This window comes from Streptomyces sp. NBC_00525, assembly GCF_036346595.1.
Classification (GTDB): domain Bacteria; phylum Actinomycetota; class Actinomycetes; order Streptomycetales; family Streptomycetaceae; genus Streptomyces.
The window spans coordinates 265,472-289,046 of record NZ_CP107834.1; the positions used below are offsets into that span (position 1 = coordinate 265,472).

The 23,575-nt window shown below is 73.1% G+C and carries 26 protein-coding genes; 12 read left to right on the forward strand and 14 right to left on the reverse strand.

What is annotated here, in order from left to right; genetic code table 11:
- Positions 1-208: 208 nt before the first annotated feature.
- Positions 209-427 carry an MbtH family protein gene (locus tag OG710_RS01105; protein ID WP_111335003.1) on the reverse strand — a complete coding sequence of 73 codons (219 nt, stop codon included), beginning with the start codon at positions 425-427 and terminating at the stop codon, positions 209-211.
- Positions 428-1,002: 575 nt separating this feature from the next.
- Between OG710_RS01105 and thpR the strand changes: the two genes are divergently transcribed.
- Positions 1,003-1,650, forward strand: coding sequence for an RNA 2',3'-cyclic phosphodiesterase (gene thpR / locus OG710_RS01110; protein ID WP_330237660.1), 648 nt, complete (start codon positions 1,003-1,005; stop codon positions 1,648-1,650).
- A 119-nt stretch (positions 1,651-1,769) separates the two neighbouring features.
- Complete coding sequence (locus OG710_RS01115) at positions 1,770-2,330, forward strand: hemerythrin domain-containing protein (RefSeq protein WP_330237661.1); 561 nt, start codon at positions 1,770-1,772, stop codon at positions 2,328-2,330.
- Between the two features lie 36 nt (positions 2,331-2,366).
- Here the strand turns inward: OG710_RS01115 and OG710_RS01120 are convergent, their stop codons facing one another.
- On the reverse strand, positions 2,367-2,891 hold the full coding sequence (locus OG710_RS01120; protein WP_330237662.1) for a hypothetical protein: 525 nt from the start codon (positions 2,889-2,891) through the stop codon (positions 2,367-2,369).
- A 171-nt stretch (positions 2,892-3,062) separates the two neighbouring features.
- On the opposite strand from OG710_RS01120, the gene OG710_RS01125 reads away from it, so the two are divergent.
- Positions 3,063-4,610 carry an FAD-dependent oxidoreductase gene (locus OG710_RS01125; protein ID WP_330237663.1) on the forward strand — a complete coding sequence of 516 codons (1,548 nt, stop codon included), beginning with the start codon at positions 3,063-3,065 and terminating at the stop codon, positions 4,608-4,610.
- 46 nt (positions 4,611-4,656) lie between these two features.
- Here OG710_RS01125 and OG710_RS01130 read toward each other — a convergent pair whose 3' ends face one another.
- The 3 genes from OG710_RS01130 to OG710_RS01140 form a co-directional block, all read right to left on the reverse strand.
- The gene (locus OG710_RS01130; RefSeq protein WP_330237664.1) at positions 4,657-5,778 is read right to left on the reverse strand and encodes a lipid II:glycine glycyltransferase FemX; all 1,122 of its coding nucleotides are present in this window, start codon (positions 5,776-5,778) and stop codon (positions 4,657-4,659) included.
- 100 nt (positions 5,779-5,878) lie between these two features.
- Positions 5,879-7,264 (reverse strand): MFS transporter, encoded by a 1,386-nt coding sequence (locus tag OG710_RS01135; protein WP_443064212.1) that lies wholly within the window; start codon positions 7,262-7,264, stop codon positions 5,879-5,881.
- Positions 7,261-7,935 carry a TetR/AcrR family transcriptional regulator gene (locus tag OG710_RS01140; protein ID WP_330237665.1) on the reverse strand — a complete coding sequence of 225 codons (675 nt, stop codon included), beginning with the start codon at positions 7,933-7,935 and terminating at the stop codon, positions 7,261-7,263. Before OG710_RS01140 ends, OG710_RS01135 begins: the two co-directional genes overlap by 4 nt.
- A 200-nt stretch (positions 7,936-8,135) precedes the next feature.
- Between OG710_RS01140 and OG710_RS01145 the strand changes: the two genes are divergently transcribed.
- The gene (locus tag OG710_RS01145) at positions 8,136-8,585 is read left to right on the forward strand and encodes an Asp23/Gls24 family envelope stress response protein (RefSeq protein WP_330237666.1); all 450 of its coding nucleotides are present in this window, start codon (positions 8,136-8,138) and stop codon (positions 8,583-8,585) included.
- Between the two features lie 16 nt (positions 8,586-8,601).
- Here OG710_RS01145 and OG710_RS01150 read toward each other — a convergent pair whose 3' ends face one another.
- Entirely contained in the window at positions 8,602-9,456 is an 855-nt protein-coding gene (locus OG710_RS01150) for an RNA polymerase sigma factor SigF (protein WP_330237667.1), read from the reverse strand.
- A gap of 156 nt (positions 9,457-9,612) precedes the next feature.
- Between OG710_RS01150 and OG710_RS01155 the strand changes: the two genes are divergently transcribed.
- Entirely contained in the window at positions 9,613-9,783 is a 171-nt protein-coding gene (locus OG710_RS01155; protein WP_239222234.1) for a hydrophobic protein, read from the forward strand.
- A gap of 97 nt (positions 9,784-9,880) precedes the next feature.
- On the forward strand, positions 9,881-10,840 hold the full coding sequence (sigJ, locus tag OG710_RS01160) for an RNA polymerase sigma factor SigJ (RefSeq protein ID WP_330237668.1): 960 nt from the start codon (positions 9,881-9,883) through the stop codon (positions 10,838-10,840).
- Here sigJ and OG710_RS01165 read toward each other — a convergent pair.
- Positions 10,822-11,346, reverse strand: coding sequence for a DUF488 domain-containing protein (locus OG710_RS01165; RefSeq protein WP_330237669.1), 525 nt, complete (start codon positions 11,344-11,346; stop codon positions 10,822-10,824). The two genes, sigJ and OG710_RS01165, sit on opposite strands and share 19 nt — an antisense overlap.
- A 34-nt stretch (positions 11,347-11,380) precedes the next feature.
- On the reverse strand, positions 11,381-11,587 hold the full coding sequence (locus OG710_RS01170; protein ID WP_239222230.1) for a DUF2945 domain-containing protein: 207 nt from the start codon (positions 11,585-11,587) through the stop codon (positions 11,381-11,383).
- A 126-nt stretch (positions 11,588-11,713) separates the two neighbouring features.
- Between OG710_RS01170 and OG710_RS01175 the strand changes: the two genes are divergently transcribed.
- From OG710_RS01175 to OG710_RS01190, 4 genes are all read left to right on the forward strand, one after another.
- The gene (locus OG710_RS01175) at positions 11,714-12,484 is read left to right on the forward strand and encodes a uracil-DNA glycosylase (RefSeq protein WP_330237670.1); all 771 of its coding nucleotides are present in this window, start codon (positions 11,714-11,716) and stop codon (positions 12,482-12,484) included.
- A 111-nt stretch (positions 12,485-12,595) separates the two neighbouring features.
- A complete protein-coding gene (locus OG710_RS01180) occupies positions 12,596-14,089 on the forward strand; it encodes a hypothetical protein (RefSeq protein ID WP_330237671.1) in 1,494 nt (497 codons plus the stop codon).
- Between the two features lie 39 nt (positions 14,090-14,128).
- Positions 14,129-14,908 carry a DUF4232 domain-containing protein gene (locus OG710_RS01185; protein ID WP_330237672.1) on the forward strand — a complete coding sequence of 260 codons (780 nt, stop codon included), beginning with the start codon at positions 14,129-14,131 and terminating at the stop codon, positions 14,906-14,908.
- A gap of 124 nt (positions 14,909-15,032) precedes the next feature.
- Positions 15,033-17,204: a hypothetical protein gene (locus tag OG710_RS01190; RefSeq protein ID WP_330237673.1), complete on the forward strand. Its 2,172-nt coding sequence runs from the start codon at positions 15,033-15,035 to the stop codon at positions 17,202-17,204.
- Positions 17,205-17,351: 147 nt separating this feature from the next.
- Here the strand turns inward: OG710_RS01190 and OG710_RS01195 are convergent, their stop codons facing one another.
- Both OG710_RS01195 and OG710_RS01200 read right to left on the reverse strand, forming a co-directional pair.
- Positions 17,352-17,975, reverse strand: a complete 624-nt coding sequence (locus OG710_RS01195) for a cysteine hydrolase family protein (RefSeq protein ID WP_330237674.1) — start codon at positions 17,973-17,975, stop codon at positions 17,352-17,354.
- Positions 17,976-18,077: 102 nt separating this feature from the next.
- A complete protein-coding gene (locus OG710_RS01200; RefSeq protein ID WP_330237675.1) occupies positions 18,078-19,070 on the reverse strand; it encodes a GlxA family transcriptional regulator in 993 nt (330 codons plus the stop codon).
- Between the two features lie 147 nt (positions 19,071-19,217).
- On the opposite strand from OG710_RS01200, the gene OG710_RS01205 reads away from it, so the two are divergent.
- Positions 19,218-19,406, forward strand: coding sequence for a DUF6381 family protein (locus OG710_RS01205; RefSeq protein WP_111335920.1), 189 nt, complete (start codon positions 19,218-19,220; stop codon positions 19,404-19,406).
- A 27-nt stretch (positions 19,407-19,433) separates the two neighbouring features.
- Here OG710_RS01205 and OG710_RS01210 read toward each other — a convergent pair whose 3' ends face one another.
- The 4 genes from OG710_RS01210 to OG710_RS01225 form a co-directional block, all read right to left on the reverse strand.
- Positions 19,434-19,838, reverse strand: coding sequence for a DUF6221 family protein (locus tag OG710_RS01210; RefSeq protein WP_111334971.1), 405 nt, complete (start codon positions 19,836-19,838; stop codon positions 19,434-19,436).
- 69 nt (positions 19,839-19,907) lie between these two features.
- Positions 19,908-20,354 carry a nitroreductase family deazaflavin-dependent oxidoreductase gene (locus OG710_RS01215; RefSeq protein WP_330237676.1) on the reverse strand — a complete coding sequence of 149 codons (447 nt, stop codon included), beginning with the start codon at positions 20,352-20,354 and terminating at the stop codon, positions 19,908-19,910.
- A gap of 131 nt (positions 20,355-20,485) precedes the next feature.
- Positions 20,486-21,001, reverse strand: a complete 516-nt coding sequence (locus tag OG710_RS01220; protein WP_330237677.1) for a DinB family protein — start codon at positions 20,999-21,001, stop codon at positions 20,486-20,488.
- Positions 21,002-21,042: 41 nt separating this feature from the next.
- Positions 21,043-21,825 (reverse strand): DUF4389 domain-containing protein, encoded by a 783-nt coding sequence (locus OG710_RS01225; protein ID WP_330237678.1) that lies wholly within the window; start codon positions 21,823-21,825, stop codon positions 21,043-21,045.
- A gap of 174 nt (positions 21,826-21,999) precedes the next feature.
- Between OG710_RS01225 and OG710_RS01230 the strand changes: the two genes are divergently transcribed.
- Entirely contained in the window at positions 22,000-23,529 is a 1,530-nt protein-coding gene (locus OG710_RS01230) for an SDR family oxidoreductase (protein ID WP_330237679.1), read from the forward strand.
- The last annotated feature ends 46 nt before the right edge of the window (positions 23,530-23,575 follow it).

Below are 23,575 nucleotides of genomic sequence, written 5' to 3' on the forward strand. Positions count from 1 at the left end.
GTATTGAGGACGCACTCCTGGCAGTCCATCAATGAGGTGAGAAAGCCGCGTGAAAGCGGCATGAACACTTTTCGTCGAGGCGCGATCGCCCACCGCTGCGGACTGATCACTTCTGCCCGAAAGAGAGCAATGTCGATCGGTCCGGTCGGAAGTGCGGCGGCCGGCCCGGACCGGGCGGCCGTTACGGCGCGACGGTCCGGGCGCGGCCCTATCCGGCGTCGGCCTCCATCGCCCGGACCAGGCCGGCGGGCCGCATGTCCGTCCACGCGGCCTCGATGGCGTCGAGACACTCCTGACGCGAGCCCTCCGGGCCGCCGACGCTCCACCCGCCCGGCACCTCGATGTGCGCGGGCCACAGCGAGTACTGCCCCTCGTCGTTGACCAGCGTCACGAACCGACCCGACTCGTCATCGAAAGGATTGGTCACGACCGTCCCCCCAGTTGTTTTTCCCACACGTCACCACGTGTTCCACAGATATATGCAGGCTTGCCTCGCGGGATTCACCACACCTCGCCACCGGTCCCCCACCCCCGCCGCACGGCTTCGGCCGCGCGGGACGGAGATACGTTACGCCTCGGTATACCGAGGCGACGCCGATGGCGGGCCGGTCTTCCGGCTTCGCCCGTTCACGACAATCACCATAGATGACCGCCGACAGCGGAAGAGACGAATTCAGCCCATTACTTATGGCGGTGTACGTCCACGACGTGCGCGAAGACCGGCCAGGGACATATGCCAACCCCGGCACTGCGGAAATATTCAGCCATTCGGTGTCCCGATTGTGCATGTTTCGATAATTACGACCCGCGCAAATCCGGATATCCGCCGGCGTACGCCCTCTCTCCCTCGGTTTCGCGCCGATCACGCCGCGCTCCCGTGCGCCGGGTACGCGCCCCATACCCAAGTAATGGCCTCTGCTGTTACTCAGCGTCAGGTCGGATTCCGGGGCGGGGCCACCACCCGGCGGCGACGGCCTCCCGCCCGTGCGGTACCAATGCGGTGTGACCGACGAAATGCCGCCCACCACCGTTCGCGTGTTCATCGCCCTCGCCCCGCCCAACCCGGCGAAGGACGAACTCGTCCGCGAACTGCGCCCCGTCTACGCCACGCACCCGCAGGTGCGGTGGAACCGTGTCGAGGACTGGCACATCACCCTGGCGTTCCTCGGCGAACTCCCGGTGGCCACCGCCGCGCTGCTGCGCCCACCCCTCGCGGAGCTGGCCGCGACCCGTCCGGCGCCCCGGCTGGCGCTGCACGGCGGCGGCACCTTCGACGAGCGCGTCGCCTGGAGCGGGATCGCCGGGGACCTCGACGGGCTGCACGGCCTCGCCGCGGGCGTCCGCGGCGTCGTGGAACGCTGCGGCATCGTCCTGGAGAGCCGGCCGCTGCGCCCGCATCTGACCCTGGCCCGGGTCCGCCGGGGCGACCACACCTCGGCCGGCGAGATCGCCGCGCGGCTCACGGAGTTCCGGGGCCGGACGTGGACCGCCGAGCGCCTGCATCTGGTGGGCGGCAACCCGGGGCGCGGCGCCGGGCAGATCCGCTACCGCGACATCGCGGCATGGCCGCTCGGTACGGCGGCCGGTGCGGACACGCCCACTCCCCCGCCCGGCACCACCGTTCCGGAGGACGGCGTTACGCCAGCCTGACCGGAGTGGGGCGTGGCTCCGTGTGTTGGTCAGGTTCGGGGGTACCCCTGTGGAACGGTGAGCTGACTTCGGCTCGCAGCACACAGGCGTACACCGCACCAGCGGAGAGGGTTTCACTGATGGGACACGGCGGAAATGTGATCGCGGAACTCACCACCGACCACCGCGAGGTCGACGAACTGTTCGCGCGGATCGAGGCGCAGCCGGTCGGCGACGAGCAGCGCAGGAAGCTCGCCGACGAGCTGACGATCGAGCTGGTCCGCCACTCGGTGGCGGAGGAGATGCACCTCTACCCCGCGGTCCGCCGGTTCGTGGACGACGGCGACGACATGGCGGACAAGGAGCTGGAGGACCACGCCGCGGTGGAGCGGCACCTCAAGGAGCTGGAGGGGCTGTCCGCGGACGACCCGCAGTTCGACCACCTGGTGGCGAAGCTCAAGCTGGAGGTCGGCGAGCACGTCCGGGACGAGGAGAACCGGCTGTTCCCGCTGCTCGCGGCGGCCTGCTCCCCCGAGGCGCTGGACGAGCTGGGCGAGAAGGTCCGCACGGCGAAGAAGACCGCCCCGACCCGCCCGCACCCCTCCGCCCCCGACAGCCCCACGGGTCTCAAGATCCTCGGCCCCGGCGCCGGGCTCGTCGACCGGGCCCGTGACCTGCTGAGCGGCCGCGGCAGGGGCTGACACCGTCCCCGCGGCCCGGCCGGGCCTTCGCCGCGCTCAGCGGGCGCGGGCCGGTCCCAGGCGCAGCCGGTCGAGCAGGTCCGCGTGGTGGAGGCGCGCTATCGGCTCCAGCAGGTCCGGGTGGCGCATCAGCGCGGTGGCCGCGAGGTCGTGCGCGCTCGGGTCGGTCAGCCGGCGGAACTCGGCGGGGCCCGCGGTCGTGTGCGCGCACCGGTCGAGGGCCTTCACCGCGTCCCTCGCCGCGTCGGGCGCGGTGAGCAGATGGGCGGCCCAGCTGGCGACGACCTCGTCCACCCAGCTGCGCCAGGCCAGGTCCTGCGGCCCGGCCTGCAGGTGGCCGCCGCCGGTGACCTCGTCCAGGCGGGCCGATCCGCCGGGGCCGGTCAGGGTCACGAGGGCGGCGTCGAGGTCCGTGGGGTAGCGCAGCCAGGTGGCGACGGTGACCGCCTGGCGGGCCTGCGCCTCGGCCAGGGCCGCGGTGAGCGGGCCGCCACCGGCGGGGAACGCGCGCGTCAGCCACTGGGTGGTGGCGGCGATGAGCGGGGCGAGGTCTGCGGGCATCGGGACGTCCCCTCGGGTGCTGGGTCGGCGTGCAGCGTACTGCGCCGTCGCGGCCGCCCCGTATGACGCAGGGCACGATGCGGCAGTGGTGTGCGTCATGGCCGTCTCCGACCGGGCACACGGCGGCCGGACAGCGGGCCTGCACATCAGCGAACGATGGAGAGAGCAACCATGACCGACCCTCGCCCTCTGCCGGGGCTGGACGAGTCCTTCTGGATGGACAGCACCGGCACACCGGACCACGCCCACCTGGCCTCGGACACCGACGCGGACACGGTGGTGATCGGCGCCGGGATCGCCGGGCTGAGCACGGCCTGGGAGCTGGCGCGGGCCGGGCGGGACGTGGTGGTGCTGGAGGCCGACCGCATCGCCGCCGGGGTCACCGGCTACACCACGGCGAAGGTGTCCGCGCTGCACTCACTGGTGTACGACCGGCTGCGGCGCACCAGGGGCGCGGAGGCGACCCGGCTGTTCGCGGCGTCGCAGCGGGACGCGGTGGAGCGGGTGGCCGCGATCGTCGGCGAGCTGGGGATCGCGTGCGACCTGGAACGGGTGAGCGCGTACAGCTACGCGGCCTCGGCCGCCTCGCTCCCGGCCGTCGAGGCGGAGGCGCGCGCCGCCGCCGAGGCCGGGCTCGACGCCTCGTACGTGTCCGGGACGGAGCTGCCGTTCCCGGTCGCCGGGGCGGTCCGGGCGGACGGCCAGGCCCAGTTCCACCCGCGCAAGTATCTGCTGGCACTGGCCGCGGACCTGATCGCGCGGGGCGGCCGGATCTTCGAGCGCAGCCGGGTCACCGGGCTCACGGAGGGCACACCGTGCCGGGTGACCGTCGAGTCGGGGCGGGCGGTGACGGCCCGGAACGTGGTGGTGGCCACGCACTACCCGGTCTTCGACCGAGCGATGCTGTTCGCCCGACTGTCGCCCCGGCGGGAGCTGGTGGTGGCCGCGCCCATCGAGGCCGGTGAGGCGCCCGGGGGCATGTACATCACGGAGGACGAGGGCAAGCGGTCGGTGCGCTCGACACCGCTCGACGAGGGCCGGCGGCTGCTGATCGTGACCGGGGAGAGTTTCACTCCGGGCACCGGGGACCCCGCGCAGGGGTTCCGGCGGCTGGACGGCTGGATGCGCGAGCGGTTCCCGGTGGGGCCGACCGCGTACCGGTGGGCGGCGCAGGACAACGATCCCAGCGACACGGTCCCGCTGATCGGGCCCTTCCACATCGGGGCCCGGCACACGTTCGTGGCGACCGGTTTCGGCGGCTGGGGCATGACCGGCGGGGTGGTCGCGGGGCGGCTGCTGACCGCGCTCGTCACGGAGGCGCCGGCCCCGCCGTGGGCGGAGCTGTACGACCCGCGGCGGCTGGGCAGCGCGGTGCGCGAGGCGCCGTCGCTGCTGGGCGCGCAGGCGGAGGTGGCGCGGCATTTCGTCGGGGACCGGCTGCGTGTCGGCCACGTGGACTCGGTGGCCGAGATCCCGCCGGGGTCGGGGGCGGTGGTGCGGGTGAAGGGCCGCCGCCGCGCCGTGTACCGGGAGCCGGACGGCACCGTGCGCGCGGTGTCCGCGCGGTGCACGCATCTGGGGTGCCTGGTGGCGTTCAACGCGGCGGAGACGGCGTGGGAGTGCCCGTGTCACGGGTCGAGGTTCGCGGTGGACGGCACGGTCCTCCAGGGCCCGGCGGTCCGGCCGCTGGAGGCGCTGGAGAGCGGCGAGGAGGAGTGACCGGGCCGGCGGGGCCGGGCCCGGCGCCGGGCGCTGATTGCTGGGTCTAGCGCCGGGCCAGGTAGAGGTTGAGCGCCTTGTGCAGGACCTTGTTGAGGGGGTAGTCCCACTCGCCGACGTACTCGGCGGCCTGCCCGCCGGTGCCGGCCTTGAAGCGGAGCAGGCCGAGCAGGTGGTTGCTCTCGTCGAGGGTGTCGGTGGTGCCCCGGAAGTCGTAGACGTGCGCGCCCATGGCATGGGCGTCGCGGATCATCTGCCACTGGATGGCGTTGTTGGGCTGGACCTCGCGCCTGCGGCCGGTGGAGGCCCCGTACGAGTACCAGACGTGGCCGCCGACGGTGAGCATGGTGGCGGCGGCCAGCACATCGCCGTCGTGTGCCGCGAGGTAGAGGCGCATCCGGTCGGGGTGTTCGGCGGTGAGCGCCTTCCACATGCGCTGGAAGTACGGCAGGGGGCGGGGGATGAAGCGGTCGCGTTCGGCGGTCTCGGTGTAGAGGGCGTAGAAGGTGTCCAGGTCCGCGTAGTCGCCCCGGACGACCTTGACGCCGGCCCGGTCCGCCTTCTTGATGTTGCGGCGCCACAGCTGATTGAAGCCGCTTCGGACGTCGTCGAGCGAGCGGCCCGCGAGGGGGAGCTGGAAGACGTATCGCGGCTGTCCCGCCGCGAAGCCGTCCTCGCTGTCGCCGCCGGCGCGCTGCCAGCCCGTGCCGCGCAGCCGGTCCGTCAGCGCGGCGGCGCGCAGGTCCTGTTCGGTGGGCGGCACGTCGCCGAGGCGGTGGGTGCCGGGGTCGGCGATGGCGTCCTTGACGGTGGCCGCGTCCCAGCGGCGGGCGACGACGGGCGGGCCCATCCGCACCGTGAAGGCGCCCCGCTCCTTGAGGTGGCCGAGGAGCGGGGTGAGCCACCGGCCGAGGTCGTCGTCGTACCAGTCGATGACCGGGCCCTCGGGGAGGTAGGCGAGGTAGCGCTTGAGTTTCGGCAGCGGCCGGTACAGGACGAGGGCCGTGCCGACGAGGCGCCCGCCGGCGTCGGACCAGCCGAGGCTCTCCGCCCGCCAGTCGGGCTTCACCTCGCCCCAGGAGGGGACCTGGGTGTGGCTCGCCGAGGGCAGGCTCTCGACGAACGCCAGGTGCTGTTCCCGGCCGATCGTGCTCAGACGGAGGTCCATCGGGTCGCTCCTCGTCCATGGGACATGGTCCTTCGGCAGCGTACTGGCGCGCGCCGCCGCCCACGACGCGAGCGGCCGGCCGGCGGGGACGCCCGCCGGGTCAGCGCCGGGGCAGCAGCCGGGCCGGGATCAGCCCGAGCGCGGCGAGCAGCGCCACCGCGGGCAGTGCCCGGTCCAGGGCGAGGTCCGGTACGGAGAGGGCGGGATGTGCCGGGGCGCCGTGGGCCGTCGGGGTGAGCGGCATGAGTCCGGCGGCCACCGCGATGCCGAGGGTCGGGCCCACGTTCATGGCGGTCTGCTTGAGGCCGCCGACCACTCCCGCGTAGCCGGGCGGCGCGTCCCCGACGACGGTCCCGGTGGCGGTGACCATGACGGCGGTGAAGCCGGCGCCGAGCACCGCGAACACGAGGCCCGTCTCCTGCCAGGAGGTCGCCGGGGTCAGCCGGGAGAGAGCCAGCACGGCGAGTACGACGCACAGCTGGCCGGTGAGCGCGGTGCGGCGCGCCCCGAATCTGCGGAGCGCGGCCGAGGCGGCGGGCGCTCCGGCGATCATGAGCAGGGTCATCGGCAGGCAGCGCAGTGCGGCGGCCAGCGGGTCGAGGCCGAGCCCCTGCTGAAGGTGGAAGGTGACCGCGAACAGCGCGCCGAACAGCCCGCCGGAGGTGGTGAGCAGCAGCGCCATGGAGGCCGTCACGGGCACCGAGCGGGCCACGGCCGGCGGCACGACCGGATGGGCGCTGCGCCGTTCGTGGCGGAGGAGCGCCGCCCCGAGCAGTACGCCCAGGAGCAGCCCGAGCCCGGTGCGGGCGCCGGTCCAGCCGTGGTCGGGGACTCCGGCCAGGGTGTGGACGAGGACGGCGAGCGCGCCGGCCAGCAGTGCGCCGGCGGTGAGGTCGAAGCGGCGGGCGGCGGCACGCGGTACGTCCGGGGTCCGTACGGCGAGGGTGAGGGCGGCGATGGCGAGGGCGGCCGGGACGTTGATGAGGAACACGGCCCGCCAGCCCCAGTGGGTGACGAGGAGTCCGCCGAGCACCGGTCCGGCGGCCGCGGCCACGCCGATGGCGCCGGTCCGCAGGGCGATCGCGCCGCCCAGCCGGTCGGCCGGGTGGACGAGCCGGAGGAGGGCGAGGGTGGCCGGCTGCAGGAGGGCGCCGAACACGCCCTGGGCGGCGCGCAGGGCGATCACCACGTGGATGTCCCGGGCGAGCGCGATCCCGGCCGAGGCGGCGCCGAAGCCGAGTACGCCGAGGAACAGCAGCCGCCGGTGTCCGTACCGGTCCCCGAGGCGTCCGGCTATGACGAGTAAGGCGGCGACGGAGAGCAGATAGGCGGTGCTCGTCCACTGGACCTGGGAGACGGTCGCCCCGAGATCGGCGCGCAGGTCGGGCTGGGCGATGAGCAGCACCGTGCCGTCCAGGGCGACGATCATGGCTCCCGCCACCGAGGCCAGGAGTGCGGCTCGGGGCCGTAGCGCGGTGGTCGTCACGTCCGCACCCGGCCCAGATGGGCGTCGAGCACCGCCGACACGAGCGGGTCGGGCCCGTCGCCGGCGTCGGGGAGCGCTGTTTCGAGGGCGAGTCGGAGGCCGCCGCCGGCCCGGAGGACGGCGAGGCCGTGCAGGTTGGTCCAGAGGGCGGCGGCGGTCACGGCGGACGGTGGTGCCGGGTCGTTCGAGGGTCCGGTGTCGGCGTGGGCGGCGCGGTGGGCGCGGTCGAGGGTGACGAGTTCGACGAGTCCGGCGAAGAGCGGGAGGGAGGAGTCGCGCAGGCGCGGCGGGACGGGTGTGCCGGCTTCGGGCGGTGTGGCGTCGGCGTGCGCCTCGCTGTCCAGGAGGTCGTGACGGAACATCAGCTCGAACATGCCTCGGTTGTCCCGCGCGTACTCCAGATACGCCTCGGACAGGGCCCGCAGCCGGCCGCGCGGGGTGCGCGGGTCGTTCGTCGCCGCCGCGAGCCGGGCGGCGAGGTCGGCGAAGCCGCGCCGGGCGATGGCGGAGAGCAGGGAGTGGTGCGTGGGGAAGTAGCGGCGCGGGGCGCCGTGGGAGACGCCCGCGCGACGGGCGATCTCACGGAGGCCGACGGCAGCGGAGCCCTCGGCGGTGACGAGTTCGACGCCGGCGTCGATCAGCCGCTCCCGCAGGGAGGATGAGTGGTCCATAGACACTGTCTACCAGAGGTGGGTAGACAGTGTCTATGGATGGGTCGGGAACGGCGGCGCCGCGTCGCGCCCCGGCCGCGGCCACCCGAATGGCGGGTGCGCGGGTGCCGGAGGAGAGTGGAGGAGGGCGCGGATCGCGGCGGAAGCGGATTCCGTCCGGCGTCCCCCACTCCCCCGACAAGCTTCCGTGTGAGGAACTCATGGCGACCAACGAAAGCGGCACCCGGCTGGAAGGCGGCACGGCGGGCGGTACGCGAGGAACGACGACCATCGCGAACAGCGTGGTGTCGACGATCGCCGGCATCGCGGTACGGGAGACCGACGGGGTGTACTCCGTCGGCAAGGGCCCGACGCGAGCGCTCGGAGCCGTCAAGGACAAGGTGTCCCGGTCCAGCGACCCCGGACGGGGCGTCAAGGTGGAGGTCGGCGAGAAGCAGACCGCCGTCGACGTCGACATCGTCGTCGAGTACGGCGCCCCCGTCGTGGACACCGCGCACCGTATCCGAACGCAGGTCACCGACGCGGTCGAGACGATGACCGGTCTCGAAGTCGTCGAGATCAACATCAACGTCACGGACGTCCATGTGCCGGGTTCGGACGACGACGAGGACGAGGACGAGTCGTCCTCCCGCACCTCGCGCGTCCGGTAGGGCTCCTGAGCGGCGGTCAGTCCTCGGCGAGGATGCCCTCGCGGAGCTTGCCGAGCATGCGGGCGATCAGCCGTGACACATGCATCTGGGACAGACCGAGGCGTTCACCTATCTGGGACTGCGTCATCTCCTGGCCGAAGCGCATCCGGACGATGGCGCGTTCCCGCTCGTCGAGCGTTTCCAGCAGGGGCGCCAGGGCGTGCAGGTTCTCGACCAGTTCGATGCCGGGATCGCACTCCCCGGTGATGTCGGCGTGGGTGCGGGTCACCCCGCCGGCGCTGTCGCCCTCGCCGCCGTCGAGCGGTACGTCCAGTGAGTGCGCGGTATAGCCGTTGGAGGCGACCAGGCCCTCGATGACGTCCTCCTCCCCGATGCCCAGGCGTTCGGCCAGTTCGGCGACGGTGGCCTCGCGGCCGAGCGCGGAGGCGAGTTCCTCCTTGGCCTTGGCGAGGGTGACTCGCAGCTCCTGGAGTCGCCGGGGGACGTGCACGGACCAGGTGGTGTCCCTGAAGAATCGTTTGATCTCACCGACGATGTACGGGATGGCGAAGGAGGTGAACTCGACCTCGCGGCTGAGTTCGAAGCGGTCGATGGCCTTGATCAGCCCGATGGTGCCGACCTGGATGATGTCTTCCATCTGGCCGTTGCCCCGGTTGCGGTACCGGGCGGCGGCGAAGTGCACCAGGGTCAGATTCATCTCGATGAGCGTGTTTCGGGCGTACTGGTACTCCGCCGTGCCTTCTTCGAGGGTCTGCAACCGGTCGAAGAACAGTTTGCTGAGTGCGCGGGCGTCCTTGGGCGCCACCTTCGACGGGTCGGCGATCTCCGGGAGTTCCGCCGGTGCGACCTGCACAGACTCGGTTATCGGCATCGCGATCGTTCCCCTTCCGTCCGACAGCTGCTGCTTGCGCATGCGCGAAGCTGCGACTACCCGGAGCCATGCGTTCCACACCCATGGAAACGGAGCGGATTCTCCAGGAGTACCGGGGGCGGGTCGGGGCATCCGAGGTTTCGGAGGTTGATATTCATGGTTCCGGTCATTCTGGTTCTTCTGCTCGCACTCATTCTCTTCGGAGCGGGTTTCGCCCTGAAGGCTCTGTGGTGGATAGCCGTCGCCGTATTGGTGGTGTGGCTGCTCGGCTTCGTCGTCCGGCCGGTTGGCGGCGGTGGAAAGCGTGGCCGTTGGTACCGCTGGTAGTTCGTTCCCTACGGAATGGGGGGCCGGCCGGGAATTCCCGGCCGGCCCCCCATTCGTACACTGCACACCGACGACGGGAACCGAGGGAGGTCACACGATGGGCACACCTTCCGAACCGGAGCTGAGCGCCGTCATCGGCGAGCGCCGGCAGTTGATGAACCTCGCCTACCGGATGCTGGGTTCGGTCGCCGAGGCGGAGGACGCCGTACAGGAGACGTACGCCCGCTGGTACGCGATGCCCCCGGCGCGGCAGGCGGAGATCGACTCCCCCGGTGCGTGGCTGACGACGGTGGCGAGCCGGGTCTGCCTCGATGTGCTGGGCTCGGCCCGGATCAGGCGGGAGCGGTACGTCGGCGAGTGGATTCCGGAGCCGCTGCCGGACCGCTCGGAGTGGCCCGGCGGCCGCACGGGCGGCGGCCGGGACGAACCGGCGGACCCGGCCGACCGGGTGACCCTGGACGAGTCCGTGAACATGGCGTTCCTGGTCGTGCTGGAGTCCATGACCCCGGCGGAGCGGGTGACATTCGTCCTGCACGACGTCTTCCGCTATCCGTTCGCCGAGGTGGCCGCGATCGTCGGCCGCAGCGCCCCGGCCTGCCGGCAGCTCGCCGCGTCGGCCCGGCGGCGGCTGCGCGACGCCCGGACGGACACCGGTCCGGCGGCCGGACAGGCGGCGCTGGTGCGGGAGTTCAAGGAGGCGTGGCAGGCCAAGGACATCGCGGCGCTGGTCGGCCTCCTCGACCCGGACGCGGTGATGGTCACCGACGGCGGCGGGCTGGCCGGGGCGGCCCTGCGGCCGGTGGAGGGCGGCGTGCGGCTCGCGGAGTACCTGTGCCACTTCGTGGACAGGCTGCCCGATCTGGTGCTGCTGGAGCGCACGGTGAACGGCCGGCCCGGACTGGTCGCCCAGCACGCGGGGGTCACGGTCACCGTGGCCGCGTTCGGTCTCGCCGGGGGCCGCGTCGATCGCATCTGGGCGGTGCGCAATCCGGAGAAGTTGCGGCCCTGGACCTCGGGCGGCGGGCCCGGTGCGGCCCCTCAGTCGGGGGGCGGGTAGGTCAGCCGGCCGTCGTGGAGCCGGGCGTTCTCGTTGAGGGCGGCGGGCCGTGTCGAGGTGCATGACAGGATGTCCACGACCTCCGCGCCCGCGACGATCAGCGCGTCGGTGATCAGCCGGCGGTGGCAGCGCCACGGCACGGCCTCGCTGCACATGATGGCGGGGCGCTCGTCCTCGGCGAGGGCCAGCAATTCGTCCAGACCCTCCCGGAATTCGTCGGTCGCCATGTAGTCGGCGTAGTCGCGGAAGGCCTTGACCCGCCAGGCGCCGTTGACGGTCGGTACGCCTTTGGGGGTGTGGCGGCGCCCGCCGAGCTTCCGCAGCCACCGGTATCCGATGTCGGGCGGCAGGGAGTCGATGACGGCCTGCTGGTTCCACTGCGGGAGCCGTCTGGACGACGGGTACGAACGCACGTCGGCCAGACAGGTGACGTCGTTCTCGCGCAGCAGCTCCACGAGTTCCGCGAATTCCCGTGTCGAGTGGCCGATCGTGCAGATCCGGTTCACCGCACCACCTCGCCCCTTTCGGTGGGCCGCCCCGTCAGGCCTTCTTCAGCGCGCTGCCCTTGTGCATGGCGAGGTGGCCTGTTTTGTCGCTCTTGATCTCGTACTGCGGCTCCTCCTTGCTGCAATGCCGGGTGCGGCCCTTGAATTCGACGTCCCGGGTGTGCTTCTCGGTGATGACGCCTTCGACGTGACCGGCTTCGGAGTTCCATCGCACATGGTCCCCTACGGCGAAATCGCTCATGGTCCGGATTCCCTTCCTTCTCCGTGGCAAGCGGGGCCGTTTCCAGGGCCATGGTCGCATCCGCGCCGGGTACGCTCATGTCGAGCAGCACGCCACCGGGACACGGGAAGCGGGTTCGGGTTCGTCATGTGCACCGCCGAGGACTACCCCGTACGAGCCGCCGCCCGGTCGCGTTCGCTGGCCGCCCTCGACGAGCGGCTGGTGCGCTGCCGTGCGTGTCCCCGCCTGGTGGAGTGGCGGGAGGAGGCCGCCCGCGTCAAGCGCCCCGCGTTCCGCGACTGGGAGTACTGGGCGCGTCCCGTCCCCGGCTTCGGCCCCGCCGACGCCTCCCTGGCGATCACGGGCCTGGCGCCCGCCGCGCACGGCGGGAACCGGACGGGCCGGATGTTCACCGGCGACCGGGCCGGCGACCTGCTGTACGCCACGCTGTACGAGCTGGGGCTCGCCTCCCGGTCCACGGTGACGGATGCGGGCGACGGGCTGGAGCTGTACGGGGTCAGGGTGACGTCGCCCGTGCACTGCGCCCCGCCCGCCAACCGGCCGACGCCGGGCGAGCGGGACGCCTGCCGGCCCTGGCTGGCCCGCGAACTCCAGTTGCTGCGGCCCACCGTGCGGGCGGTCGTCGCGCTCGGCGGCTTCGGCTGGCAGGCGACGCTGGCGGCCCTGGAGCGGGCCGGGCGGCGGGTGCCCCGGCCCCGGCCGGTGTTCGGGCACGGCGCCCGCGCGGTGCTGGCCCCGGCGGACGGGGCGGACGACCCGCTGACTCTGTTCGGCTGCTACCACGTCAGCCAGCGCAACGTCTTCACCGGCCGGCTCACCCCGGCGATGCTCCGCGAGGTGCTGGCCGAGGCCGCGGAGACGGCCGGCCTGCCCGTCGTACGCCCCGGCCGGGGGTGAGCCGGCGCGTCCGGACGGCGGCCGGTGCGACGCGGTGCGGACGAGCGGTCAGTGGGGCGGTCCCTGGGCCTGGGTGGGAACCCGCAGCCGCCTGCGCGCGTCATCGGGATCATGCCGAACATCGACGTCATGGCCCCGGACGCGGCCGGCCCGCTCTGGGACGAGATCCGCAGGAAGTATTCGGGCGCCCGCAGCGACCGCTACGACGAGGCCGCGCTGGACTGCGCCGGCCGGCTCACCGGCGAGCCCGGCGCCGTACCGGCCGCGGTGTGGGCGCTCGGGCTGGTCCTGATGGCGCCCTATGTGGCGTCCAGGCCGGGCGCGGGCGTCATATCGCGGGTGACGTCGGCGCTCCGGTCCGCCGACGGGACGCTGCGCGCACGGCCCTGCCCGCACGCCTCCCACCCGTTCGAGGAGCACGGCGCGCAGGACGACAAGCGCCTGGCCGCCCGAGTGGCCCCGCTCGGGGACCCGGCGCTGCGGTGGCCGGAGGGCCGGTCCCGCGAGGAGTGGAGCTGCCCGCGCAACGCGGCCGGGTTCGCCCGGATCGCCCTGGACATCATCGAGCCGGACACGGTCGCGGACGTCCCGCCGCGTCTCCCGCTGGAGGCGGTGCACACCGCGGCGGACCTGTCGGCACTGCTGCACGGCTACCCCAAGCCGTGGACCGATGTGAACGACGAGATCGCCTGGCAGGCGTCGGGCCTGGCCACCGCCGCCCCCGAGGACCGTGCCGGGCATCTGCTGATCGTCAGGGCGGTGACCTGGTACGCCGTTTCCGGCACGATCCGCAGGAAGGCGGTGCTCGACGACCTGGCGGCGGCGCTGGAGGGCGCCCTGCCGTTCTTCGCCGGCGCCTCCTGCGCGCACGACCACCACGCGGAGCTGCCGCGCAGCGGCCCGGCGGCGGCGGAACTCGGGGTGATGCTGAGCAGCCGGGCCGGGCGCCGCCTGTACGAGCGGAGGCATGCGGCGGGACGTGCCGCCGCGCTGGAGACCGTGGTGTGCCCGGTGTTCCTGACCGAGGTCGCCGGGGAGTCGCTGCGGCTGCTGCGCGAGCGGCGCGGGAAGCTGTTCGGCCACCGGGACACATCGGACCTCGACCATGTGTACCTGCGCCCGGACGGGCGGCTCGACATCGCGGTGATCGTGGACCGGATCGCCCCGCGCGCCTCCAACGAGAAGTACGCGAACGACCTGGGCCTGTGGGCGGCCCGTCGCTACGCGCTCGCGGAGGGGCGCGAGCGGGTGGCGCTGCTGCTGACGGCCTGTCAGTCGATGTTCAACGCCTACCCGTACCCGCCGCCTCCGGTGGCCCGTGAGGTGATGGCCGTGCTGCGCGCCGTGACCGCCGCGCCCCGGCCCGCGGAATGCGCGCACGCCGGAGCGCATCCGGAGCTGTTCCGGGCGGAGTTCCTGGCGGGCCTGCCGCATTTCTACGCGCCGGAGGAGTTTCCGGCGGAGGGCGAGCCCGTCGGTCCGGAGGCCTGGATGTGCCCGGAGTTCGCCGGGGTGGTGGCCGCGGAGTGCCTCGACGACCTGGAGGACCTGGACGAGGACGAGGATGCGGGCGACGGTGGCGGCGACACGGCCGAGGACGGCTGAGGGAGGCCGGGGACTCCGAGCCAATACAAGATCATCAGGTTGAGCGCACCGAAAACCGAGCAGGCGTCCGTCATGGGCCCACTGACTCGCACCTCCGCCGCCCCCGGACCGTTCGAGCACGCGCCTCGTCCGCGCGGACGCGGGGCGGCCGGAAGACGGCGTGCGCGCCGCCTGCTCGTGCCCGTCGCGATGATGTCGCTCGCACTCGTCGCGGCGGGCTGTGACGACGGTTCCGTGACGGGCGGCCCGGCCACCGCCCCGACCGCCACCCACGCCGGGGACACCGACCCCTCGCAGGCCCCGTCGCAGCCGCCGGCCACCGCTTCCTCCCCGGCCGCCGCTTCGTCCCCCGCGCCCCCGTCGCCCTCCCGCGCGGCGACCGGGACGCCGGACCCGGACACGGGGGCCGACGCCGCAGGTCCCGGCCGGTGCACGGCACAGGGCCTGGGCATGGGCGTGCGGCCGGCGGACGGGGGCGCCGGGCAGGTGTACTACCGGCTCACCTTCGTCAACAAGTCGGCGCGCTCCTGCGCCCTCAACGGCTTCCCCGGGGTGTCCCTGATCCAGCGGGACGGCGGCGTCATCGGCGTACCGGCCCAGCGGGACGGTGCCGCGAAGGGGCCGACCGTGCTCGCTCCCGGGAAGACGGCACACGTTTTCCTGCACACGCTGAACCGGGGGATCGCGGACGGCGGCTGCTGGAAGCGGGCCGACTATCTGCGGGTCTACCCTCCGGGCTCCAAGGAGGCGCTCACCCTGCGCGATCCGCAGGTCCGCATCTGCGGCGACCGCTTCACCACCACCTCCGTCGAGGGCTGACCGGCGGACCGACACCGTGCCGGGACCGGGCCGGGCGGCGGCCACGCAGGGCCGTGGACCACGCAGGACCGGGGGCGGGGAAACTCGCATGCCCCTCCCCCACCGGTTCTGCGATCATGCCCGGATGTCCCACCCTCTCGACGCAATGGTCGTCCGGCACACCCATCGACTGCCCGCTCCCACCGGCCCCGCAGGCCAAGGGGAGGTGGCGGCACGGCAGTTCGACACCGCCCTGATGTCCGTGGGCTTCAAGCTCTCGGGCGGCGCACTGGAACATCTGTCCGCGCTCTCCGCGAGGACGGTGGCCGAGACCGCCCGGCACACCCTGGACGTCGTCCGCGAGATGGTGGGCGATCACGTCCGGCACAACTCGTACTTCATCGACTTCCCCGCGAACGTCCCGAACACGATCGACTTCTGGTGGCAGTGCATAGCCGACGCGCTGCTCGACGAGACCACCCGGCCCGGCACGCTCAAGCAGTTGAGCGAGGGCGCCGTCAACCTGCTGACGCTGCCGACGTACGGCCGCTACCAGCACACCTACGACGACATGCTCGCCGCCCACGACGAGCTGACCGGGGCCGCGGGCGACCGTCTGACGGTCCTGCACCTGGGCGGCTCGCCGGACGAGGAGGCGACCTCGCTCTACCTCGCCCTGGCCGGCAGCGCCACCCCGCTGAGCGAGGAGCACCTGAACGACCTCGGGGTGCTCGCCGCGCACTGCGTGGACGGGCCGCAGCCGGAGACCATGCCCGTGCGGGAGAACCGGGCCGTCGTCAACCGGGCGCGGCTCACCGCCGGCCGGGAGCCGCTGCTGGACACCGTCACCGATGTGCTCAGGCTGGCCTGCGCGCTGAGCGACGGCGATGTGACCCTGACGACGCCGACCCGGTTCCGCTCCTTCTCGCGGCCGGTGCGCCGGGCACTGCTGGCCGGGCTGGAGGCGGTCGTGGCGGCGTCCCCCGCGAAGCTCGCCGATGTGGCGGCGCACCGCGAGGAGTTCAAGCGCCTCGGTGAGCGTCTGCATCCGCACGAGTACCCGGATCGGCCGTACGCCGCCGAGGTGTTCGCCGTGGCACGCGGTGAGAAGGAGGCCCGGACCTTCGGCAGCCGGGTCGAAGAGTTGCTGGCCGCCGGTGACGTCACGGGCGCGGCGCGGCTGTTGACGTCCGCTCCGGGCATGCTGATGCGCGCCCTGGACCGGCTGCTGAGGACCTGCCGCACCGACGAGGAGCACGACGCGGTGGTGGCCGCGGCGGTGCGGGTGGCTCCGCGGGTCTCGGGGCGGGTGCTGCTGTCCGTCCGCGAGCACCTGCGGAACCGGGGGCCCGTGCGGGACGAGGGCCGGTTCTTCGTCAACCGGCGCGCCCGTGCGTGGGTCACCGGCGACTCCCGTGCGCCGCTGCCCGAGGCGGTGCGGGACCGGCTGGTGGCCGCGCTGGACGCCGAGGTGGCCCGGCGGCTGCCGGAGACCGGGCGGCTGCTGGTCGATCCGGACATCTTCGACGTGGCGTTGCCGCTCAGCGGCAGGGCGGCGTCCGGCGGGTTCGGCGTGCTGCCACGGGGCTCGCTCACGCCCGTGGACGGTGAACTGCTGCGGTTCTTCGTGTACTGGAAGCAGACCCGGCGGGACACCGACTTCGACCTGTCCGCGCTGATGCTCGACTCCCGCTACGAGACGCTGTGCTGGCTGTCGTACACCGCGCTCACCGAGATCGGCGGCGAGCACTCCGGCGATGTCACGGAGGCGCCCGAGGGGGCATCGGAGTTCATCAACCTGCGGCTCGACACCGTGCGCGGCGACTTCATCGTGCCGCAGGTCAACATCTACTCCGGGGAGAACTTCGAGACCGTCGAGGAGTCGTTCTTCGGGTTCATGACGCGCGACGCCGAGCAGGCGGGCCGCCCCTTCGAGCCGCGTACGGTGCGGATGAAGTCGGAGCTGCGCGGGCCGGGCGCGGTGGCCCTGCCGCTGGCGTTCCTGCGCGGGCCCGACGGGCGCTGGCGGGCCAGGTGGCTGCACCTGTACCTGGCGGGCGAGCCGCACTCCAACCGGGTGGAGGGCAACCGGGTGACCGTGGCGTCCCTGCTGCGCGGGATCGTGGAGCGGGAGTACCTGACGGTCGGCCACATCGCCGCCCTGCTGGAGGGGCGCGGGACGGAGGTCACGCTGTGGGACGGCGGGGCGGTCCCGGACGGGCCGGTCACGTACATCGGTCTGGTACGCCCCGACGGGCTGCACCCGGACTCGGTGGTCGTCACCCCGGAAAATCTGCGCGACCTGATCCCCGCCTGACTGCTAACGTGGCCCGTGGCGAGGCCATGGAGGGACTTCCTTCTCCATTCCTTTCATGAATTAGTCCTTCCGCTTTCCTCGCCGCCGACGTGACGCCGGGATGCCCCGAGGGCATCCCGGCGTTCTTCTTCGTGCGGCCGCTCCGGCTCAGGCGGGCAGTGCGTCCGCGGTGGGGGCGATGGGCGCGAAGAGGTCGCCGAGGGCGGTCAGCGCGGCGGTCTTGAGTGCGGCGGCCGGCAGAACCGTGCCGTCCGGGGCGGCCAGGCTGCGGGTGGCGGTGGCCTCGGCGACGACGGCGGGCCGGTAGCCCAGGTTGAAGGCACCCTGCGCGGTGTGGGTGACGCACATGTGGGCCATGAATCCGGCGAGCACCAGATCCTTGCCGCTGCCCGGCTCCGCGCCCAGGGCGGTCAGCTCCTTCTCCAGCTCCGTGCGGTGGAAGGAGTTCGGGAAGTGCTTGACGACCACCGGCTCGCCCTCCCGCGGGGCGACTTCGTCGCAGAGGGCGCCGATGTGCTCGCGGATGTCGTACGGGGAGCCGTCGCCCCCGTCGTGGATGACGTGGACGACGGGGGTGCCCGCCGCCCTGGCCCGCTCCAGCAGCCGGGCGCAGGCGGCGACGGCCTCCTCGGCGCCCTCCAGGGCCATGACGCCGGTGCGGTAGGTGTTCTGGACGTCGATGAGGATCAGGACGGACTCGCTCAGCCGGGGCAGCCGGGCGTCCAGGCCGGAGACCTCGCGGAGGGTCGCGGAGGGCTGGATCGTGGTCATGGTGGGTGTGCCTCTCTTGTACGGGGGCATGGCGGAGCCGTCCGCCGTGCCGGGAAAGGTGAACTCGCCGATTGGGGCGGGTGGTTGCGGAGCTTTCGGGTCTCAGGCCGCCGTGGTGCGGAAGCGGCGGCGGTAGGCGGCGGGGGTGGTGGCGATCTGCCGCCGGAACACGCGGTGCAGGGTCTCCGCCGACCCGAGCCCGGCGGCGGCCGCCACCCGGTCGAGCGGGTCGTCGGTCGTCTCCAGGAGCCTGCGGGCGGCCTCGGCGCGGGCGGATTCCACATAGGCGGCCGGCGAGAGTCCGGTCTCCTGTTTGAAGACGCGGGCGAAATGCCGTTCGCTCAGACACATCCGCGCCGCGAGCACCGGCGCGGACAGGTCCCGGTCGAGATGGTCGGCGATCCACAGCCGCAGCTCGTCGATGTCGCGCCGCGAGGCGGCCGGCCGGCTCAGCGGTACGGAGAACTGGCTCTGCCCGCCCTGCCGTTTGAGGTACATCACCAGCTGCCGGGCGACGGCGAGGGCGGCGTCCTCGCCGTGGTCCTCGGCCACCAGGGCGAGCGAGAGGTCCAGGCAGGCGCTGATGCCGGCCCCGGTCCACACCCTGCCCCGGTCGGCGCGGACGAAGATCGGGTCGGCGTCCACCGTGACCTCCGGGTGCGCGGCGGCGAGCCGGGCGGCCGTGGACCAGTGGGTGGTGGCCGTGAGCCCGTCCAGGAGCCCGGCCGCGGCCAGCAGATGCGCGCCGACGCAGACGGACGCCACCCGCCGGGCGTGCGGGGCGGTCTCCCGCACCCAGGCCACGATGTCCCGGTCGATCCGGGGGACGGGCCCCTCGTCGGTCATGTCCACCGCGCCGGGCACCAGCAGGGTGTCCACGTCCCGGCCCACCTCGGCGAAGGTCAGGTCGGTCAGGAGCCGTACGCCCGCCGAGGTCCGCACCTCGCCCGCCTCGGGGCCGGCGAGCCGGACCCGGTAGCCGGCCCGGCCGCCGGAGACCCGGTTGGCGAGGGAGAAGACCTCGGCGGGGCCGGACACGTCGAGGAGATCGACGCCGGGGAAGACCGCGATGACGACGCGGTGTGCGCTGGACATGGGTCCATCGTCGCCAGTCGGGACGGTGGCCGCAATGACGGTTCCCTGTCACATTCGGACACCGCACCGGCCCCCGTTCGGGATGCGGAGGCGCGGGCGCGCTGATTCGCTGGAGGGGTGGGCTCTCCTACGAGACCGGGAGTGATCATGAGCGTTGCGGACGAGACGGGCGGCCGGGCGGAGCGCATCCGGGCCAAGGCGCGGGAGATGCGGGAGGCCGCCGACCGCGCCCCCGACGCGCGGGAGCGGCAGCGGCTGATGGACAAGGCGCGCCGGCTCCAGGAGCGGAGCGACCAGGTGACCACCAAGGGCGATCACGGGACGAACGCGCTCTGAGCCGCCCCGGAGCCGGCGGCGGGTCCGCTACTGGGTGAAGCGGGGCAGCCACTTCACCTGGTAGTCGGGGTGGCCGGCGTTCTCGGCGGCCAGCTGGCGGACCGCGAAGCCGAGACCGAAGGCCCGGCCGGACGCGAAGTCGCGCTCCGGCCGGTCCACGTCGAGCGCGGCGACCTCCGCGTACTCGTCGAGGAGCACCCGCTGGGTCTCGATGCGCTGGATCGTGCGGGCCGGGTCCTGCCGGCCGATGTGCCGGTCGTACTCGTGGCCGTGCGCGCGCAGGGTGAAGGCGATCGCGCCGCTCCGGTCGTGGATCTCGCCGGGGATGTCGGCCGGGCAGCGCCAGCGCTCGCCGCCGGCCGCCCGCGCGAGATCCTCCTCCTCGTCCAGGCGTGCTCGTACGAAGGCGACGAGGTCGGAATTGTCTGTCATCTGGTCCTGGCATCCTTCCGCTCGGCCCCGACCACTCAGGGGGCCGAGCCGGACACTATCCCGACGCGGTCAGTGGCCGCCGTCGACGGGTTCCAGGACGAGGACCGGGATCTCCCGGTCGGTCTTCTGCTGGTAGTCGGCGTAGTCGGGGAACGCCTCGACGGCCCGCTCCCACCACTGGGCCTTCTCCTCGCCGGTCACCTCACGGGCCGTCATGTCCCGGCGCACCGGCCCGTCCTGGAGCTCGGCGCGCGGGTCGGCCCGGAGGTTGTGGTACCAGACGGGGTGCGTGGGGGCGCCGCCCTGGGAGGCGACCACGGCGTACAGGCCGTCGTGCTCGACGCGCATGAGGGGGGTCTTGCGGATCTTCCCGGTCTTGGCTCCGACGGTCGTCAGGACGATGACCGGCATGCCGCGCATCGTCGTGCCCTCCGTACCGCCCGAGCTCTCGTACTGCTCGACCTGGTCGCGAACCCACTGTGCGGGACTCGGCTCGTACTCGCCCTGGAGAGGCATGCGTTCATTCCCATCGTCGCTTGTCGTCCGGCCGCGGCGTCCGGCACGCCGTGACATCCCATCATCGCCTCGACGGCTGCCGCCCGCGGGATAATCCGCCCGGTCGCGTGTCGCCGCGCCGCCCGGCCGGGTCAGTCACCGGTGGCGCCGTCCAGCCGCTCGCGGACCAGGTCGGCGTGGCCGAGGTGGCGCGCGTACTCGGCGATCATGTGGAGGTGGACGAGGCGCAGCGAGTGGACCGCGCCGTTGTGGATGAAGGTGTCGTCCAGGGATGCGCCGGCGATGATCTCGTCGGCGAGCCGGCACTCCTCGACGAGCCGGGCATAGTCCTCGGCGGCCCGTGCCGGATCGAGGTCCTCGAAGTCGGCGTCCTTGCCCAGGGCCGGGTCGTACATCGGCTCCAGGGACTGTCCGGCGAACCGCTCCCGGAACCAGGTGCGTTCGACCTTGGCCATGTGGCGCAGGAGGCCCAGCAGGGCGAGGCCGGACGGGGGCACGGTCCGTTCGGCGAGCTGTTCGCCGGTCAGACCCGCGCACTTGCGCAGCAGGGTGGAGCGGAACCAGTGGAGGTACTGGGTGAGCATCTCCCGCTCCCCGGCGACGAGCGAGCCGGGCGTACGGGTGGCTTCGGGGGTTGTCCAGGTCATCGGGCGATCATGCCCGGTGAACGGCCTTTCGTACGAGCGGTTTACGGCCGCAGGCCGTAGCCGGTGTCGTCCGTGGTGGAGCGGGTCGCGGACGTGGTGACGCCGCCGATGACCCCGAGGACCAGGAAGAGGACCAGCAGGGCCTTGCCCGCGCCGCTCACCACCAGCGGCCGGGTGGCGGAGCGCGGCCGGCCCTGCGGTACGGCGAGGGCGTCCTCGCCGAAGAGTCCCTTGGGGTAGGCCGGGCTGAGCAGCGAGAAGTAGGCGGAGACCCGCATCTCGTAGCGCAGGGTCGCCGCGGTGGCCTCGAACAGGGGGCGGGGCATGCGGCCGAGGATCAGGGTGATCAGCCACCACAGGACCGCCAGGGCCGACCAGCCGGACGTGAGCAGGCCCTGCACGATCGCGGCGGGGATGACCAGGGCCGCCCGGAAGAAGACGGCGAGCCGGTTCAGCCGGGTCGGCCGGACGTCGATGCGGACGGGATGGTCCGCGGGCTGGGCCAGGGTGAAGGGCGGGTAGCTGTCGATGAGCAGCATGGCGCTCGCGCCCACTCTGGTCCGGTACGCCAGGACCTGGGCGAGGAAGCGGTAGACGGGGCCGGGCAGCCGGGCGAGGGCGAGGGCGGCGAACCAGCCGAAGATCAGGGTGAAGAAGGCCGCGATCTCCAGGACGACCAGCACGACGGCGTGCGGGATCAGCAGGAGCAGCCGGAACAGGACGGTGAGGCGCCGCTGGCGGGCCGGTTCGACGAGGTCCAGCACGGGCAGGAACTCGTCCGCGTCCCCCGCGCGTGGCACCGGGCTCCACTGGGCGTCCGACATGTCGCTCCTCTTCCGGCGGGTGTGGTCCCCACCGTCGGGCCCGCGGGCGCGGCCCGCAATCGGCCGCGGGCCGATCGGGTCGCCGGCCTGGCAGGGGCGGACCCGCCGTGCGGGGCGGCGGCACGGGCACCAGACTGGGCGCGACGGGGCTCGACCCGGTGATGCGGAGGTCCGATGACGGACGACCATGCCCATGTTCCTCTCAGCTGTCTGGTGACCGGGGCCACCGGCTACATCGGCGGCCGGCTGGTCCCGGAGCTGCTGGCCGCCGGGCACCGGGTGCGGTGTCTGGCCCGGACCCCGGAGAAGCTGCGCGACCAGCCGTGGGCCGGGGAGGTGGAGACCGTCCGGGGCGATGTCACGGACGCGGCGTCCCTCGACCCGGCGATGGACGGCGTCGACGTGGCGTACTACCTGGTGCACGCGCTGACGTCGGGCGCCGACTTCGAGGAGACCGACCGGCGGGCCGCCGCGGCGTTCGCGGAGCGGGCCCGGGCCGCGGGGGTCGGCCGGATCGTCTACCTGGGCGGGCTCACCCCCGAGGGCGTCCCGGAGCGCGAGCTGTCGCCGCATCTGCGCTCGCGCGCCGAGGTCGGCCGCATCCTGCTGGACTCCGGTGTGCCGACCACCGCACTGCGGGCCGCGGTCATCATCGGCTCGGGTTCCGCCTCCTTCGAGATGCTGCGCTATCTCACGGAGCGGCTGCCGGTCATGGTGACGCCGAGCTGGGTGTCAACGCGCATCCAGCCCATCGCCGTGCGCGATGTGCTGCGTTATCTGGTGGGCAGCGCCCGTATGCCCGCGGAGGTGAACCGCGCGTTCGACATCGGCGGCCCCGATGTGCTCACGTACCGCGACATGATGCAGCGGTACGCGGAGGTCGCGGAGTTGCCGCACCGGCTGATCCTGCCCGTGCCGATGCTGACGCCGGGCCTCTCCAGCCACTGGATCGGGCTGATCACGCCCGTCCCGGCGCCGATCGCGCGGCCGCTCGCCGAGTCGCTGCGCTACGAGGTGGTGTGCCGGGAGCACGACATCGCGGGCTACGTCCCGGACGGGGCGGGGCAGCCGTTCTCGCTGAACACCGCGCTGCGCCTCGCGCTCCAGCGCATCCGGGAGGCGCGGGTGACCACCCGCTGGTCCTCCGCCGCGGTGCCCGGTGTGCCGAGCGATCCGCTGCCCACCGACCCCGACTGGGCGGGCGGCAGCCTGTACACGGATGTGCGCGAACGCGCCGTGGACGCCTCGCCGGAGGCGCTGTGGCGGGTGATCGAGGGCATCGGCGGGGAGAACGGCTGGTACTCCTTCCCGCTGGCGTGGGCGGTGCGCGGCTGGCTCGACCGGCTGGTGGGCGGTGTCGGCCTGCGGCGCGGCCGGCGCGACACCGAGCGGCTGCGGGTGGGCGACTCGCTGGACTTCTGGCGGGTCGAGGAGATCGAACCGGGGCGGCTGCTGCGGCTGCGCGCGGAGATGCGGCTGCCGGGACTCGCCTGGCTGGAGATGTACGTGGAGCGGGACGGGCGGGGCCGGGCGCGCTACCGGCAGCGGGCCCTGTTCCATCCGCACGGGCTGCTGGGCCACGCCTACTGGTGGAGCGTCTCGCCGTTCCACGCCGTGGTGTTCGGCGGGATGGCCCGCAACATCGCACGGGCGGCCGGGACCCGTACGTCACCCGGACGGGCGGTACCCGCGGTGTCGCCCTGAGCGTCGCGTCCGAAGGCGGCCGGGTGACGGCAGCATGGCTGTCCCC

Excerpts from the sequence above, each read along its gene's own strand:
- OG710_RS01130 (WP_330237664.1), bottom strand. The coding sequence starts at position 5,778 with ATGGACCTCCGTCTGAGCACGATCGGCCGGGAACAGCACCTGGCGTTC.
- OG710_RS01190 (WP_330237673.1), top strand. The coding sequence starts at position 15,033 with ATGTCCCACCCTCTCGACGCAATGGTCGTCCGGCACACCCATCGACTG.
- OG710_RS01220 (WP_330237677.1), bottom strand. The coding sequence starts at position 21,001 with ATGACCTGGACAACCCCCGAAGCCACCCGTACGCCCGGCTCGCTCGTC.
- OG710_RS01200 (WP_330237675.1), bottom strand. The coding sequence starts at position 19,070 with ATGTCCAGCGCACACCGCGTCGTCATCGCGGTCTTCCCCGGCGTCGAT.
- OG710_RS01195 (WP_330237674.1), bottom strand. The coding sequence starts at position 17,975 with ATGACCACGATCCAGCCCTCCGCGACCCTCCGCGAGGTCTCCGGCCTG.
- OG710_RS01115 (WP_330237661.1), top strand. The coding sequence starts at position 1,770 with ATGGGACACGGCGGAAATGTGATCGCGGAACTCACCACCGACCACCGC.
- OG710_RS01140 (WP_330237665.1), bottom strand. The coding sequence starts at position 7,935 with ATGGACCACTCATCCTCCCTGCGGGAGCGGCTGATCGACGCCGGCGTC.
- OG710_RS01230 (WP_330237679.1), top strand. The coding sequence starts at position 22,000 with ATGACGGACGACCATGCCCATGTTCCTCTCAGCTGTCTGGTGACCGGG.
- sigJ (WP_330237668.1), top strand. The coding sequence starts at position 9,881 with ATGGGCACACCTTCCGAACCGGAGCTGAGCGCCGTCATCGGCGAGCGC.
- OG710_RS01145 (WP_330237666.1), top strand. The coding sequence starts at position 8,136 with ATGGCGACCAACGAAAGCGGCACCCGGCTGGAAGGCGGCACGGCGGGC.
- OG710_RS01210 (WP_111334971.1), bottom strand. The coding sequence starts at position 19,838 with ATGACAGACAATTCCGACCTCGTCGCCTTCGTACGAGCACGCCTGGAC.
- OG710_RS01215 (WP_330237676.1), bottom strand. The coding sequence starts at position 20,354 with ATGCCTCTCCAGGGCGAGTACGAGCCGAGTCCCGCACAGTGGGTTCGC.
- OG710_RS01150 (WP_330237667.1), bottom strand. The coding sequence starts at position 9,456 with ATGCCGATAACCGAGTCTGTGCAGGTCGCACCGGCGGAACTCCCGGAG.
- OG710_RS01125 (WP_330237663.1), top strand. The coding sequence starts at position 3,063 with ATGACCGACCCTCGCCCTCTGCCGGGGCTGGACGAGTCCTTCTGGATG.
- OG710_RS01120 (WP_330237662.1), bottom strand. The coding sequence starts at position 2,891 with ATGCCCGCAGACCTCGCCCCGCTCATCGCCGCCACCACCCAGTGGCTG.
- OG710_RS01225 (WP_330237678.1), bottom strand. The coding sequence starts at position 21,825 with ATGTCGGACGCCCAGTGGAGCCCGGTGCCACGCGCGGGGGACGCGGAC.
- OG710_RS01175 (WP_330237670.1), top strand. The coding sequence starts at position 11,714 with ATGTGCACCGCCGAGGACTACCCCGTACGAGCCGCCGCCCGGTCGCGT.
- OG710_RS01205 (WP_111335920.1), top strand. The coding sequence starts at position 19,218 with ATGAGCGTTGCGGACGAGACGGGCGGCCGGGCGGAGCGCATCCGGGCC.
- OG710_RS01170 (WP_239222230.1), bottom strand. The coding sequence starts at position 11,587 with ATGAGCGATTTCGCCGTAGGGGACCATGTGCGATGGAACTCCGAAGCC.
- OG710_RS01180 (WP_330237671.1), top strand. The coding sequence starts at position 12,596 with ATGCCGAACATCGACGTCATGGCCCCGGACGCGGCCGGCCCGCTCTGG.
- OG710_RS01155 (WP_239222234.1), top strand. The coding sequence starts at position 9,613 with ATGGTTCCGGTCATTCTGGTTCTTCTGCTCGCACTCATTCTCTTCGGA.